Here is a 16,514-nt window from a genome sequence, read left to right on the forward strand (position 1 = left end):
ACTAAATACAATTAAAAAGAATGGCAACAACATCTGATATTAGAAACGGTCTATGTATCCAGTTTAACAACGATATTTACAAAATTGTTGAATTTTTACACGTTAAACCAGGAAAAGGACCTGCATTTGTTAGAACGAAGATGAGAAGTGTTACTAATGGAAGAGTATTAGAAAATACTTTTTCTGCTGGTCACAAAATCGAAACAGTAAGAGTAGAGACACATAAATTCCAATATTTATACCCAGAGGGAGATTTGTTCCACTTCATGAACGTGGAGAGCTACGAGCAAATCACTCTTTTAAAAGAAACATTAGATGCTCCTGAATTATTAAAAGAAGGAGAAATGGTAATGGTACAGATTAATTCTGATACAGAAATGCCATTGTCAGTAGATATGCCACCATCTGTAATTTTAGAAGTTACTTATGCTGAGCCAGGAGTAAAAGGAAATACAGCAACAAATGCTACAAAACCTGCTACTTTAGAAACTGGAGCGATTGTCAATGTACCTTTATTTATCAATGAAGGAGATAAAATCAAGATTGACACATCAAACAGCGCTTATATGGAGCGTATTAAGGAGTAATCACCTTTTAGAAGAATAAGATGCGTTTTGCAAAAATTCAAGATTTACAAACAATAGCAGAGATTATTGGTTGTGAGTTTGTCGGAGAGCCTACTTTTCCAGTATATGGAATGAACGAAATTCACGTTGTACAAGCGGGAGAAATAGTTTTTGTAGATCATCCAAAATATTATGATAAGGCATTAAACTCTAATGCTACAATCATCTTAATTAATAAAGATGTAGAATGTCCTGAGGGCAAAGCTCTATTAATTTCTGATGACCCGTTTAGAGATTTTAATAAGTTATCTAAGTTTTTTAATCCTTTTAAACCTGCTATAGAAGTTCGTGCAAAAGACGCTGTTATAGGTGAAGGAACTGTAATACAGCCAAATGTATTCATAGGGCATAATGTAGTTATAGGAAAGAACTGTATAATTCATCCTAACGTAGTACTTTATGATGGTACAGTAATAGGGGATAACGTAGTTATTCACGCTGGAGCTATCTTAGGGGCTGATGCATTCTATTATAAGAAGAGACCTGAGGGATTTGATCCTTTAGTATCTTGTGGTAGAGTCGTTATTGAAGATAATGTAGGTATTGGTGCTTTATGTACTATAGATAGGGGAGTTACAGGAGATACAACTATTAAAGAAGGAGCCAAAATAGATAATCAAGTTCATATCGGACATGATACTGTAGTAGGTATTCGCTCTTTAATTGCAGCACAATGTGGTATTGCAGGTTGTGTTATAATAGAAGATGAAGTTACACTTTGGGGACAAGTTGGTACTACAAGTGGTATCACAATAGGAACTAAAGCTGTAATTTTAGCGCAATCAGGAGTTTCTAAATCACTAGCAGGTGGTAAGGTTTATTTCGGATATCCTGCAGAGGAGTCTAGAGATAAATTAAAGCAGTTAGCTAGTATTAAAAGAATACCTGAATTGATAGCAAAAACTAAAAATCTATAGTTGTAAAGACCGTAGTTACTGCTAGGTTTAAAGCTAAGTAGTAGAAAATGAAGAATGTTATTAATTAATCAATTAAAGTTATTTATAAGAGGGTAAAAAATTTTAATACTAATTAGAATTGTTTATTTTTGTGTAAGTAAGTTTAAATAAATAAAAACAAGATCATGAGTGTTTTAGTAAATAAAGATTCAAAAATAATCGTTCAAGGATTTACTGGAAGTGAAGGTACTTTCCATGCTTCGCAAATGATTGAGTACGGAACAAACGTAGTAGGTGGTGTAACTCCAGGAAAAGGAGGATCAACTCACTTAGATCGTCCAGTATTCAACACGGTTTCAGATGCAGTAGAAAAAGCAGGTGCAGATACTTCTATTATCTTCGTACCACCAGCATTTGCTGCTGATGCTATTATGGAAGCTGCTGATGCAGGTATTAAAGTTATCATCTGTATTACAGAAGGTATTCCTGTAGCTGATATGATCAAAGCTTACGACTACATCCAAGGAAGAGACTGTAGATTAGTTGGACCTAACTGTCCAGGTGTTATCACTCCAGGTGAAGCTAAAGTTGGTATTATGCCAGGTTTCGTATTCAAAAAAGGAAATGTAGGAATCGTTTCTAAATCAGGAACTTTAACTTATGAAGCTGCTGACCAAGTTGTAAAACAAGGTTTAGGGATTACTACAGCTATCGGAATTGGTGGTGACCCAATCATTGGAACAACTACTAAAGAAGCTGTTCAATTATTAATGGCAGATCCTGAAACTGAAGCTATCATTATGATTGGTGAAATCGGAGGTCAATTAGAAGCTGATGCTGCTCGTTGGATCAAAGAAAACGGTAACAAAAAACCTGTTATTGGATTTATCGCTGGAGAAACTGCTCCTAAAGGTAGAACAATGGGACACGCTGGTGCTATCGTAGGTGGAGCTGATGATACAGCTGCTGCTAAAAAACGTATTATGGCTGAGTGCGGAATCCACGTAGTTGATTCTCCTGCTGAAATCGGTTTAAAAGTAAAAGAAGTTTTAGGATAGTCAATATTCTAAATATCAAATAAGAAAAGGTCTATGCATATCAGCATAGACCTTTTCTATTTTATATCAGTTTGATGGAAGTGATAAGCCTTTCAAATTTTCAATATTCTGGGCTATGTCCCATTAATTTTCAAATATGGAAAATATAGGAGGTGTTTTTGGCAACTTAATTGTGTTATTTAGCTACCGAGTCTACTAATCTAGGGAGATAGAGAGTTGTAGGGTTCACTTTTTTGTTAAGTGTTTCCATAAACGCATTAAGGATATTGCCTCTTTATTGACTTTGAGGCAAGTTATCCCATAGAAATAATTTGCAAATAAGGTGATTTATAGAAGCTAATGTTCTTAAGTTAAGGTTAAAAATTAAAGCATATTATATGTAAACTGTTTTTTGATTTGTTTTTTGGAGTTCATATTAACATATAAAGTGGTTAAATGATTAAAATAGCTTAATTATTTGACTTAATAGAAAACTTCTGTATATTGTAATGCGCTTACTGCTAAACGGATTTGTGTTTATTAACAGAGCCAAGTGAGCTATCAGAAATTGAACCCTAACCAAACTATAATAACTATAACAATTGAAAGATTGTTTTATTTCAAAAAAGAGACCTAATTTAGAGTCTCTTTTTTTATTTGCTTTTATCAAGAAGATATAAATAAGCAGGAGGTAAATGATGTGTCATTATATTCTCAGGCTTATGAAATTGCTCTTGGTATTTTTTATCTTGTAAACCATCTAGTATAATAGGATTACTGCATCTAGCGTAATTGCTATTTAGAGTATAAGTAGGTTCTTTGAGCTCTGGAAGTTGTTTTTGTATAAACTCAAAAACAAATGATCCTAAATACTTATTGTATTTCTTGACACTCTTTTCTGTTGGATTCTTAATTGAGTTGAGAATACTCTTTGCAAATACTCTTTTAGGCCAAGGAACTTTACTCAATGCTTTTTTAACTTCGTGATCTGCTAGCGGACTTATTTCATTAAAATCTCTAAACGTTTGTGTTGTTGGTGGTAGCTCTGGTACCCAATCTTGTGTATTAATAACAGAGTAACTCCAATTGTTAGCTAACTTTTCATACTGGTAACTAAAGTACAGATTACCAGGTTTAGGTGGAGCTATTGCATACGTTTTGAATTGAATATCAGTGGGTATCTTGCCATTTGCTTGCTGATTCAGAAGATTAGCTGTGATTAAGTAAGCAATAGCGGCTCCTTGACTATGGCCAGAAATGATAAAGTCCTTTTTATTTAGTTTTATCAGACTGTCAAGTTTCGGTTGTATATCTTCCATTAAGTATAGTGATGCTAAAGTCCATCCCGCGTGTACAGTGGCTCTAGTATCAGCTGATAGATTATACTTTCTTTTGGTTTGATGATCTAATTGTATTTCACCCGATGAAGGTATCATAGCAGCATAATAGTTTGCTAACCAACTAATCCCTTTATTCACGGAACCTCTAATTACTATCTCGTAGACATTATTATCATTAAGATACAATCCCCACATATTAGTAAGGCCTACTTCAGGAGATTTATAAATATTCTTGTAGTGTGTTAAAGTATAAAGCGAATCTACAGGATACGCTTTTTGTATATCTGTAGCTAGCTGAAGGCTATTGTAAATTTCTGTTTTATCTGCAATTGGTTTTAGAGTAGACTGTGCGTAAGCAATGGTACTAGAACACAGTAGAAGTAGAAAGATTCTTTTAATCATCGGTGATATATGTATTTTTGAAACTTTAGGAGTATATATTGTACTTCAAAGTTAACAATTTAAATTTTTTAATGAGATTTTAAATTTGTAAATTAGAATTTAATCTTAAATATAGAAATTATGGGCAATTCATTTGTAAAGACAGTAAAGGATAGAGTGAAAAATTGGTACATACCTGTTATTGTTGGTCTCCTGTTTGTTGTAGGAGGAATATATATGTTTACAACTCCTGTGACAGCATATGCATCCTTGATATTTGTATTTAGTTATATGTTCTTAATAGCTGGTATTTTTGAGATTATTTTTGCATTTTCTAATAGTGAGCAATTAGATGGATGGGGATGGCTTCTATTCTCTGGAATTATCGATGTAGTGTTAGGTATTATACTAATAGGTACGCCTACACTTTCTGCAGTTGTGTTACCTATATATGTAGGGTTTGGTCTAATGTTTAGATCTATCCGAGGTATGGGAATAGCATTTGATTTGAAAAATTACGGAGTTAAATCGTGGGTTAGTTTATTTATATTTGCACTATTAGGATTAGTGTTTTCATTCTGTATGCTATGGAACCTAGAGTTTGGAGCATTTACGATAGTTTATTGGACAGCGTTCGCGTTTATACTTTTAGGAGTTTATAGTGTTCTATTTGGTATGTTCTTAAGACGTATCAAGAAGTATTCTGGTAAAGTAGACCAAGAATTACTAGATCGTTATGAGCAAGTTAAAGAAGAAGTACGCAAAAAGCTACACGGAGAAGACTAAATATTTTCTTAAAAAAAACTATAAGTAGAAAATATTTTATACTTTGCATACCACTAAATAAAATGATTATGAAAAAAATTGCAATGTTATTCGCTTTTGTAGCGAGTTCACTTTTAATAGTAGGATGTGAGGGATCTACTGGACCACAAGGACCTCCAGGGCCAAGTATATTTCCTTATGTAATGGAGACTCGTCTAAGCTTTGATGGTAAACCAAATGATGCTGTAGTTGGGCACGCCTTTACACACCCTGTTAAAGTGTATGATGGTGATGTTCTGTTAGTGTATATTTTAGATGGGTCAGTAACAGATAATCAAGGAACAAAGTTTCCAGTATGGACACCTTTGTCAAAATCATACTATAAAACTAATTCTGATACGAAAATAGAACATCAACTTGAATTTAGTTATAATTTTTCTGTTTTAGATTATGAAATAGTTGCATCAAGTGATAGAGATTTAGGCTTTTTTAGAGCACAAAATTCTAATGAGATACCTTATTTAGTAGACAGAACTTTCAGAATTGTATATATTCCAGGAGCGAATCCAAAGTCAAATACTAAGTCTGTTAAAGCTAATAATGACACTAAGTCAAGTGGTAACACAACTTTATCATATGAAGAGGCTGTACGTAAGTATAACCTAGAAGATGTGAAAGTAGTTAAGAATTACTAGTAGTATACTAATAATATAGAATAAGGGTAGGAGCGCAAGTTTCTACCCTTTTTTATTGCCTTAGGGGTAATATGTAGAGGGGTGCGAATGTTTTTAGTGTAGTTTTTAAAATAAAATGTAAAAAATATAGGGGGTGTGTATTGTTTTTAATCACTTTTATTTAAATTTGTACTCACAAAACAGGGGGTGCCCTCTTAAAACTATTAATTATGTCAACATTTCGTTTTCGAGCAATTGAGAAAGCAGCCTCTAGAGAAGCTGTAAAGGTAGAAGAACTGGGTAGAAAATCATTGATCTTCGGGGATCACGTATTTAATGACAAGTCAATGCGACAGTTTCTTACTCCTGAGGCTTATCAGGCAGTGAAGAATGCGCAACTAGGAATTAAGATCGATCGTAAGTTAGCCGAGTACATTGCATTGGGAATGAAAGAGTGGGCATTGTCAAAAGGGGTTAGTCACTATACACACTGGTTCCAACCGTTAACAGGAACAACTGCTGAGAAACACGATGCTTTCTTTGAAACATCTTTTGATGGAGATCCAGTTGAGAAATTCAATGGTAGCCAATTAGTACAACAAGAATCAGATGCATCTAGTTTCCCTAATGGTGGAATTAGAAATACATTTGAAGCGAGAGGATATACAGCTTGGGATCCTACATCACCTGCATTTATCTTTGGTTCTACATTGTGTATTCCTACTGTATTTATCTCTTATACAGGAGAAGCTTTAGATAATAAGACTCCTTTATTAAAGGCGCTTAACGCTATAGATGATGCTGCAACTGAGGTAGCTAAATTCTTTGATAAGAATGTAAAGAAAGTAACTGTTACTTTAGGATGGGAACAAGAGTATTTCTTGGTAGATAGCGCATTAGCGGCTTCTAGACCTGATATCCTTACTACTGGTAGAACATTATTAGGACATACAGCTGCAAAAGGTCAGCAGTTAGATGATCACTATTTCGGTTCTATCCCAACTAGAGTATTAAACTATATGCACGATCTAGAGAATCACTGTATCTTATTAGGTATCCCAGTGAAGACTAGACATAATGAAGTAGCACCTAACCAATTTGAGTTAGCACCTATCTTTGAAGAGGCAAACTTAGCAGTAGATCATAACTCTCTATTAATGGATGTTATGAAGAAAGTAGCTGAGAAACATAACTTTAAAGTATTATTCCACGAGAAACCATTTAAAGGAGTTAATGGTTCTGGGAAACACAATAACTGGTCATTAGCGACGGACACAGGAGTTAACTTGCTTAGTCCTAGTAAAACACCTAAGAGTAATATGCAATTCTTAACGTTCTTTATCAATACGATTAAGGCTGTTAATGATAACGAAGAATTACTAAGATCAGCTATTGCATCAGCTAGTAATGACCACCGTCTAGGAGCGAATGAAGCACCACCAGCTATTATGTCTGTGTTTATCGGACAACAATTGACTAAAGTGTTGAATGAACTTAAAGAGGTTACTGACGGTAAACTTTCTCCAGAAGAAAAGACAGACCTTAAGTTAAATGTAGTAGGGAAGATTCCAGATGTATTATTAGATAACACAGATAGAAACAGAACTTCACCATTTGCTTTTACAGGTAACAAATGGGAATTTAGAGCAGTAGGATCTACAGCTAACTGTGCTGGGCCGATGACTGTATTAAATACGATCGTAGCAAAACAATTAAAAGACTTCAAAAACGAAGTGGATGCATTAGTTGAGAACGACGGATTAAAAAGAGATGAAGCAATCTTTAATGTACTTAGAGAATATATCAAAGACAGCGAAAGAATCCTTTTTGAAGGTGATGGATATGGTGATGAGTGGGAAAAAGAAGCTGCTAAACGTGGATTAAGTAATAACAAAACGACTCCATCTGCTTTAAAAGCTAAGATAGACCCTAAGGCTATTGCTACATTTGAAGAAATGGCAGTAATGTCAAGTGTTGAGATTCACGCTAGATACGAGATCGAATTAGAAGAGTACGTGAAGCGTATCCAAATAGAGGGACGTGTATTAGGTGATATCGCTAGAAACCATGTAATCCCTACAGCTATTAGATACCAAAACTTAGTAATCGACAACGTTAAAGGTCTTAAAGAGATATTTGGTAATGAGGAGTTTGCAACAATCGCAGCTGAGCAATTACAAATGATTAAGAAGATCTCTCACCACATCGAGCAAATCAATGTGAAGGTAACTGAGATGACTAATGAGCGTAAAATTGCCAATAATATTGAAGATGTTGAAAAGCAAGCACACGCTTATTGTGATAAAGTGAAACCTTATTTTGATGTTATCCGTTACCACAGTGATAAATTAGAAATAATGGTAGACAACGAACTTTGGACATTAACTAAGTACAGAGAATTGTTATTTACTAACTAAGATAGAGTGATAAAATGATTTAAAAGTGATCTTACTGTAAAGTAAGGTCACTTTTTTTATGCGTATTAATTCCTTGATATTCTTTACAGTATCTCACATAGTTATTTTTTAAATTTGTAACTTGCAGTCATTAAGTTAGAACAAAACCCATAGCATCTATGGCATATTCTAAGTTTAAAACATTTCTATTTCTTTAGAAATTATTTGTCCAATTCTCATATGGACATTATCTATTATCTTTCCTTATTTTTTTTATTAGAATTCACTGTTAGTGAAGTTGCTACCTGGCTTTATATGAAAGTATTTTGATAGCATCGTGCATCCATAGTGACTCCATTAGAATAGCCTTTTTAATGGAGTCACTATGGACTCACAATGGACTCACTCAAACCAATACTGCGTAAAGATGCCTATTTATAACTATTAACGTATGATTCGATTGTTTTAAATATTGACCTAGAAGATTGGTCTAAAAAAGGGCAGTAAATTTTCGACTTCCTATACTGCAAATATATATATTAAATCTTAATGTTTTCGGAACACCCTTACTTATTATCATAAATAAACATACATTATTTGAGCTAAATTTAAAAGTAAACTATTGTTGTATAGTTGTTTGTGTGGATTTATGATAGTATAGTGATAGTCTGCTATATTTTCTTAAATTTGTTAAGTATTATTTAATTTACACTGTTTTTTAAAACTATATAAACATAAGTAAGCAGGTCGTTTGGCAGGAAGATATACTACTTAGTTATCCTTGTCATAGTACACCTTATTTAGAAGAGATTATTGTTACGCTATGGAACAACACATACCGATTAAACTATCTGTACAGAAGTATAATTACTTCAATTACACTTTTTGTATACAGAAATATCATTTTATACAACGACTTTTAATTGAAAACCAACAGACTTCTTATGAAGGAGTGAAGATAGTTATCACTTCACAACTTGGTTTTTTTGAAGATAATAGCATTCATATAGAGCGATTAGAAGCAAATACTGCTTATACGATTGTTAAGTTTGACTTTAAATATAATCTACATTTTATCCGAAATATCGTGGAGAAAGATATAGATACGATACAGATTAGATTATATTCTGAAGAGGAGATTATTGCAGAGACTTTCTTTCAGATTGATGTATTGCCGATAGACTATTTCGGAGGGATTGATGTTTTTCCTGAGTTGTTAGCGTCTTATATCTTACCTAATCACGATGCTATTTTGCCGATTAAGACGAATGCAGTTAGAATATTAGAAAGCAATAAGCTAACCCCCTCATTTGAAGGATATCAGTCGAAAGATAGAGAGCGTGTACTACAGATGGTCTCGGCTATCTATCGTTCTATACAGAGTATGGATTTGGTATATAGCGCATTGCCACCTAGTTATGAGCGTACAGGACAGCGTGTTAGACTTTTAGATCAGGTAGTAGAGACTAAGTTTGGTAACTGTTTAGACATTACCTTGTTATTTGCTGCTTGCCTTGAAGCTATTAATCTTAACCCTATTTTGATCTTAACGAAAGGGCATATTTTTGTAGGTGTATGGCTAGTAGACGATCGATTTGATTCGATGGTTAACTTTGATCAGACCGCTATTACGAAGCGTGCGGCTGCTAATATTAGCGAGTTAATCGTGATAGAATCAACGATGATGTGCAAGGGGGCAACTCATACACTGAAAGAAGCGATGGCTTCTGCGGAGTCACAATTATTGCGTTCTTCTGATTTCTTATTGTCTATCGATGTAATGACAGCTCGTATAAATAATATATTGCCTTTACCTATCCATCGCAAGACAGATGGGGAAATTATAATAGAGCAAGAGTTCGAAGTGAACAAGTCAAGAGACAATATAGACAAGCGCTTTGAACAGACGAATGTGTATGCTGATCTAGAACTAGGAGAGGGATTAAATATCTCAAAACAACGTGTATGGGAACGCAAGCTACTAGATCTTTCGTTGAGAAATAACCTGTTAAACACTCGTTTTACTAAAAGTATTTTACAATTAATAGATGTCAATGTTAGCAGTCTAGAAGATTCACTAGCTGAAGGCAAAACATATACTATACAGGGAAGCAATACGCAAGAGATATTGAGTAGATATAATCTGTATTTTCCGCCTTTGCATTCTTCTGATAATTTGTACGAAGTAGTAGAATCAGAGTTTAAAAACAATAGATTATACAGCTATTATAATGAGTATGACTTGGATAACATCTTGGTCAATCTACATCGTAATTCTAAATTAGCAGAAGAGGAGAATGGGAAGAGTACACTATATCTAGGAATAGGACTGCTAAAATGGTATGAGCCAAAATCAGCTGATACTGTTAGATATGCACCTATTCTATTAGTTCCTGTGGAGTTAAATCGCCGTTCTATCAACTCTAAATTCGTCTTGAGAGGTAGAGAAGAGGAGACGATGATTAATATTACGTTGCTAGAGTATCTACGTCAGGAGTTTAAGCTTGATATGTCTGCTTTAGAGGATTTGCCTATGGATGAGTCAGGTGTTGATGTTCCTAAAGTTTTGGCTTTAATTAGAAAGACGATTCTTAACTTAAAGGGATGGGATGTACTAGATCAAGTTATTCTAGGGACATTCTCATTTAGTAAGCTGATCTTATGGCAAGACATCTCTAAGTATTCAGATAAATTACAAGAAAGTACGATCGTTAAGAGCCTTTTGACAGGGAGTCTTACCGCCCCATTTGATTCTTTAAGCAGTAGTGACGAAGAGTTAGAACAGCTATCTTCGTATGAATTGACCTTGCCGATATCTACTGATAATTCCCAATTAGAGGCAGTTAGGAACGCCCACGCTAATAACAGTTTTGTTCTTCACGGACCTCCGGGTACAGGTAAGTCTCAGACTATTACTAATATCATCGCTGATGCGTTAGCTAATGGTAAGAAAGTACTATTCGTGGCAGCTAAGAAGGCTGCTCTAGATGTAGTACATCACAGGTTAGAGAAGATAGGGTTAGGGCCGTTCTGCTTAGAATTACACTCTAATAAAACGAGAAAATCAGATGTATTAGCACAGTTTGAGGCTACGCTAGACGTGCCGATGTATAAGGGTAATTACGACTTTAAGGAAGCGTCTAATCGCATAGATGAGCGAAAAGGGGAGCTGAGAAAGTATGTGGCACAGTTACATCACCGTTTTACGATAGGGTGGACTTTATATGATACCATAGCTTATCTAGAGCTAAATAATGTTGAGTTAAATAACAACGTTATCGTTGATATCAAATTAGAAGAAGTAAGTCAGGCGAATTACTTAAAGTGGACAGATTGGGTGATTCCGATGGATGCTTTATGTAAGAAAATAGATAATCCGGCTACGCATCCTTTGCGTTCTTTAAATATAGTAGAACATAAGTTTGACATCCAAAACAACATAAAAGAAGTACTCTCTGACTATAAATATGTGGCACGTGAGTACGAACATTTAGGTTTAGAATATAAGTTCGACTTGCTGTCTAATAATCACTTGAATCCAAATAACTTAAAGGAGCTATTTGAGCTTATAGCGAAGAGTAACTTATCTTATGAGTTAATCGATCTATACTTTGATGAGAATCAGTTTAACCTGCTGAATAAGTGGGCAGAATTACAACAAAGGAGAATTAAGATAGAGGAAGTTATAGGACGTCAGTTTAATAAGAAAATACTAGAAGTAGACCTATCTACCCAAGAACAACAATGGAATATCTCTAAACACCAATGGTTCTTACCTAAATGGTTAAAACAGAGAAAGATCAAGTCATTCTTAAACGGATATGCTAAGCTAAAGGTGAGTGTGGCTGCTGATATAGAACAGTTATTTGCGCAAGCTGAAGAATATAAGGAAATCAAACAGAACTGTGAGAATGCTATTTACAAGGATGTAAATAAGCTATCTAATGTCTATTATTCAAATAACAATCTAGATATAGAGACGATATATAAGGAACTAGACAATCTTAGCCTTATTTCTTCTTTAGCACAGCAGTGTGGCTTCACAGGTATTGATACTTGGTTATTACACTTCTATAAAAACACAAATGTTAGAAGAGGAGTTTCAGAGATTCTGACATTCTTAAGAACCTTTACTGTTAAGTACCAAGGTATTCAAGAAATTACTAATTCTACTTCAGCGCCTTTAAGCAGTGAAGTAGATACTATCTTAGCGAACCTAGATAAATTAAGTGATTGGATTAACTATAACGTTTATAGACGCGAGGGGATAGCCATTGATCTAGAGTGGTTTATTAAGTTATTAGAAAACGGTGTTATCGATAAAGATAATTTGTCTAATGATCTAGAGCGTATCTTACACATTAATCTATTTATACAGACAGTAAGTCATTCATTTGCCTTAAGTGGTTTTGATTCAAAAATATATGAGACGCTGATCAAACAGTATCAAGATATACATAACGAATATACAGAACTTAATAAGAGTCAGTTAATTCTGAAACTTAGTAGTCGTATTCCTCGCTCATCTAATGAGTTCATTCAGAACTCTGAGCTTGGGATGCTTAAACGTGCTATACGCAGTAGAGGTAGGGGAATGAGCTTGAGAAAGCTTTTTGATCAAATGCCTAATTTGCTACCACGTTTAAAACCGTGTATGCTAATGAGCCCTATCTCTGTGGCGCAGTACTTTAATGTAAGTACTGATCACTTTGACTTGGTGATATTTGATGAAGCATCACAGTTGCCAACAGCAGAGGCTATTAGTGCATTAGCTAGAGCAAAACAAGCGATAATAGTAGGGGATCCTAAACAGATGCCACCGACTACTTTCTTTGCATCGAATAAAATAGATGAAGACAACTTAGAGCTAGAAGATCTTGAGAGTATCCTAGACGACTGTTTAGCCTTATCATTACCTTCTAAGTATCTATTAAGACACTATAGAAGTAAGCACGAGAGTTTGATCTCATTTAGTAATGCTAACTTCTATGATAACAAGCTATTGACATTCCCATCAAAAGATGATTTAGACCGCAAAGTAACGTTCGAGTTTATAGCAGAAGGAGTCTATGAGAAAGGAAAGTCACGTACAAATAAATTAGAAGCTAAAGCGATTATTCAATATATTAAACTTCACTATGAACAGCCTAACCCTAAGACATTAGGAGTAGTTACGTTTAGTCAGACACAGCAGACCTTGATAGAAGATATGCTGACGGATATGCTTAAGAATAATCCGCTTGTAGAGGAGAAGATATTAGGTGCTTCTGAGACCTTATTTATCAAGAACCTTGAGAATGTACAGGGGGATGAGCGTGATATTATCTTATTTTCTATTGGGTATGGACCTGATGAAGAAGGAAAAGTGTCGATGAACTTCGGTCCTCTAAATAGAGATGGAGGATGGCGTCGTCTAAATGTAGCTGTGACTAGAGCACGCTATGAGATGAAGATATTCTCTTCTATTAAAGGAGATCAGATAGATCTAAGACGTACTAATTCTGAAGGGGTTAAAGGGTTGAAGAACTTCTTAGAGTTCGCAGAGAAGGGGTATGTGAACCTAGTCGAATCAGAAGAAGTAAGACAGAATGACAAGTTAATCCAGTCTATCGCGAAATACCTAAATGCCAATGGTCTAGAAGTGAAGACAAATATAGGTACTTCTAGTTATCGCTTAGATATAGGAGTAGTGGATAAGAATAATCCTAATCAATATATAGTTGGGATATTAGTGGATGGATTAAACTACTATAATGTCAAAACGACTAATGATAGAGAGCTATTGATACCAGGAGTATTAAAAGCGTTAGGATGGGATATTTACCGCATATGGACAATCGATTGGTTTAAGAATAAAGAATTAATTGTCAAAGACCTTAAGGAGAAGATAGATAACCTTTATGCTAACGTAGTAGAGCCCGTAGCGAGTATTAATCCTAGTGATTTTATTCATAAGCACTTGGTTGAAATTACCGATATGGGAACTGTCTCTAACCAAAAAGCTTATAATAGAGTCGCTTTAAATACTGTGAATGAGGCTAATCCGGAGGCTATCTATGAAGCAAGTAATCGAAATATGATACAGAATCAGATGTATGACCTTATTCAGATAGAGGGGCCTATCAGTCAGTCGTATTTATTTAAAAAGATTATGAATGCATGGAGTATCTCTAGAACGAGCAGTAAATTACAAGCTTATTTCGTGGAATTAGTAAATGCAGTACCTAATACTATTAGCGTTCCTTCATATCAAGAGTTTTATTGGAATGAGGATGTGTATAAACGAGGATTAACGCATTATAGAGATAACACTATCGAGAAGAGAAATATAGAAGATATCAGCCCTGAAGAGATAGAATTAGCTATTATAGAATTGCTGAAGAGCAACTTTAGTGTGCCACACGAAGATCTAACAAAGGCTATCGGTAAAGCATTTGACTTTAGTAAACTAGGTAGTCAGATGGATCTAGTGATTCAGCACGTGATTAAAAAGATGCTAGTAGAGGACAAGATTATTTATCAGTTCGATAAGATAGTTCTGAAAGAGTAATCTTACGATAGAGAGAGTTTATAGGTAAACCTTGATAGTTCTTATAAATTCTCCTATTTTTACTTTAAATTAATTAGAAAGAAGATGAAGACATTAGAAATAGGGCAACCAGCCCCAGCATTTAAAGCATTAGATCAAGCAGGTAATACACACCAATTAAGTGATTATAAAGGGAAGAAATTAGTGGTATTCTTTTATCCTAAAGCTAGTACACCAGGATGTACGTGGGAAGCGTGTAACTTACGTGATAACTACGCTGAGCTAAAAGCAAAGGGGTTTGAACTACTAGGTGTGAGTGCTGACTCAGCAGCTAGACAACAGAAGTTTATCGATAAGAATAACCTTCCTTTTCCGCTATTAGCAGATGAAGAGAAAGAGGTACTAAACGCTTTCGGAGTATGGGGACCTAAGAAGTTTATGGGGCGTACGTATGATGGTATCCACAGAATGACTTTCGTGATCAACGAAGAGGGAATTATTAGCGATGTGATTAGTAAAGTAAAGACTAAAGATCACGCTGCTCAGATATTAGAAAAGGCATAAGAAAAGACATAAGAAAAGACATCGAACATATAAAAAAAAGTGTTTCTCTAAAAAGTTTAAAAAAGAAAACTCCTCCTTTTTAAGATGGGGTTTTTTGATTAAAAAGCCTTAAAAGTGAGAGTAATAACTCACTTTTCTTAGTCTTAGTAGTGTTTTATTTTAAGAAATCCTTTTCTTTAAAAATTGGATTCGGGTAGGTATAGAATCCTTCCCCTGAACTAATACCAAATTTGTTTTTGTCAACAAATTCTCTTTTTAGAAATTCTGCAATTTTAATTTTTTCAGGATCTTTAGACGAATCTGCAGCCATTTTAAAAATATTATAACCAGTATTAACACCGATTAAATCAAAAAAGATAAAAGGACCTGTAGTTGACCCTGTTGCAACCATCCACGTTTTGTCGATCGTTGGGACATCAGCAATATTGTTTACCAAAAGATTGAGTGCAGCCTCTAAGTAAGGAAGGAGAATCGAATTCAAGATATACCCAGGTTGTTCTTTGTGCAAAGGCAAAGCAATCATTCCAATAGCTTTTGCGAATTCAACAATTTTATCAAAAATAGCGGGATCAGTATGAGCGTGACCCATAATTTCTGCCGTATTGTGTATCCATATTTCGTTGGAAAAGTGCAATGCTAAAAATTGTTTAGGCCTTTTTGTTACCTCAGCAAATTGGCTAGGTAATAAAGTAGATGAATTGGTAGCAAAAATAGTATCTGCGGGTGCTACGTCTGCTAATTCTTTATAAAAGGCAATTTTGATGCTAGGATTTTCAGGTACTGCTTCAATGACTAAATTGGCGTGTTCTGTTGCTTTCTTTAAATCACTTGAATAAGAAAGATTATGCTTTGCTTTTTCTATTTGCTCAGCTGTGGCACCGATATCTTGTTTATAACGCTCAGCCAAGGAGTCAAATTTAGCTTTAGCTTTTTCGAGTACCTCATCATTGATATCATAAACAGTTACTTTAAACCCTTTAAAAGCAGTATGAAATGCTATTTGATAGCCTAATACTCCGCTTCCTGCTACAGTTACATTTTTAATTGTCATAATTTTAAAATAAATTGGTTATACTTCTTTCAAGATACGCATACTAAAGATGATTAGCTAATTGCTTAATGGGTTATTTGTAATTAATAATTAAAATTGATTATAAAAATGCAGTAATACTTTATTTGTGGTGAAAATAGCACAATAAAGTCGCTTTTTGTGATAGTAATGTATATTGTATTGTAAAGACAGAAATAGCGAAAATCAACTACCTTTATTAAAATAACATCAACCTCAAAAAAGAGAGGGTGACCT

10 protein-coding genes are annotated in these 16,514 nt (G+C 34.5%); 8 read left to right on the top strand and 2 right to left on the bottom strand.

What is annotated here, in order from left to right:
* Window positions 1–20 precede the first annotated feature (20 nt).
* From efp to sucD, 3 genes are all read left to right on the top strand, one after another.
* Entirely contained in the window at window positions 21–587 is a 567-nt protein-coding gene (efp, locus tag CF599_RS03795; protein ID WP_121964716.1) for an elongation factor P, read from the top strand.
* Between the two features lie 20 nt (window positions 588–607).
* A complete protein-coding gene (locus CF599_RS03800) occupies window positions 608–1,543 on the top strand; it encodes a UDP-3-O-(3-hydroxymyristoyl)glucosamine N-acyltransferase (RefSeq protein WP_121964717.1) in 936 nt (311 codons plus the stop codon).
* A gap of 164 nt (window positions 1,544–1,707) precedes the next feature.
* Window positions 1,708–2,580, top strand: coding sequence for a succinate--CoA ligase subunit alpha (gene sucD, locus CF599_RS03805; RefSeq protein WP_121964718.1), 873 nt, complete (start codon window positions 1,708–1,710; stop codon window positions 2,578–2,580).
* A gap of 632 nt (window positions 2,581–3,212) precedes the next feature.
* Here sucD and CF599_RS03810 read toward each other — a convergent pair.
* Window positions 3,213–4,301, bottom strand: coding sequence for a lipase family protein (locus tag CF599_RS03810; RefSeq protein WP_121964719.1), 1,089 nt, complete (start codon window positions 4,299–4,301; stop codon window positions 3,213–3,215).
* A gap of 120 nt (window positions 4,302–4,421) precedes the next feature.
* On the opposite strand from CF599_RS03810, the gene CF599_RS03815 reads away from it, so the two are divergent.
* The 5 genes from CF599_RS03815 to bcp all read left to right on the top strand — a co-directional run bounded on the left by CF599_RS03815 (window position 4,422) and on the right by bcp (window position 15,208).
* The gene (locus tag CF599_RS03815) at window positions 4,422–5,066 is read left to right on the top strand and encodes an HdeD family acid-resistance protein (protein WP_121964720.1); all 645 of its coding nucleotides are present in this window, start codon (window positions 4,422–4,424) and stop codon (window positions 5,064–5,066) included.
* Window positions 5,067–5,134: 68 nt separating this feature from the next.
* A complete protein-coding gene (locus CF599_RS03820; RefSeq protein ID WP_121964721.1) occupies window positions 5,135–5,740 on the top strand; it encodes a hypothetical protein in 606 nt (201 codons plus the stop codon).
* A gap of 209 nt (window positions 5,741–5,949) precedes the next feature.
* The gene (locus CF599_RS03825; RefSeq protein ID WP_121964722.1) at window positions 5,950–8,136 is read left to right on the top strand and encodes a glutamine synthetase III; all 2,187 of its coding nucleotides are present in this window, start codon (window positions 5,950–5,952) and stop codon (window positions 8,134–8,136) included.
* 802 nt (window positions 8,137–8,938) lie between these two features.
* Window positions 8,939–14,665, top strand: a complete 5,727-nt coding sequence (locus CF599_RS03830) for a DUF3320 domain-containing protein (RefSeq protein WP_121964723.1) — start codon at window positions 8,939–8,941, stop codon at window positions 14,663–14,665.
* A gap of 84 nt (window positions 14,666–14,749) precedes the next feature.
* Window positions 14,750–15,208 carry a thioredoxin-dependent thiol peroxidase gene (gene bcp / locus CF599_RS03835; RefSeq protein WP_121964724.1) on the top strand — a complete coding sequence of 153 codons (459 nt, stop codon included), beginning with the start codon at window positions 14,750–14,752 and terminating at the stop codon, window positions 15,206–15,208.
* 154 nt (window positions 15,209–15,362) lie between these two features.
* On the opposite strand, the gene CF599_RS03840 is transcribed toward bcp, so the two are convergent.
* Window positions 15,363–16,259, bottom strand: a complete 897-nt coding sequence (locus CF599_RS03840; RefSeq protein WP_121964725.1) for a 3-hydroxyacyl-CoA dehydrogenase — start codon at window positions 16,257–16,259, stop codon at window positions 15,363–15,365.
* Between the last annotated feature and the right edge of the window lie 255 nt (window positions 16,260–16,514).

It is taken from the genome of Myroides sp. N17-2, from assembly GCF_002286775.1.
In the GTDB taxonomy this organism is placed as follows: domain Bacteria; phylum Bacteroidota; class Bacteroidia; order Flavobacteriales; family Flavobacteriaceae; genus Flavobacterium.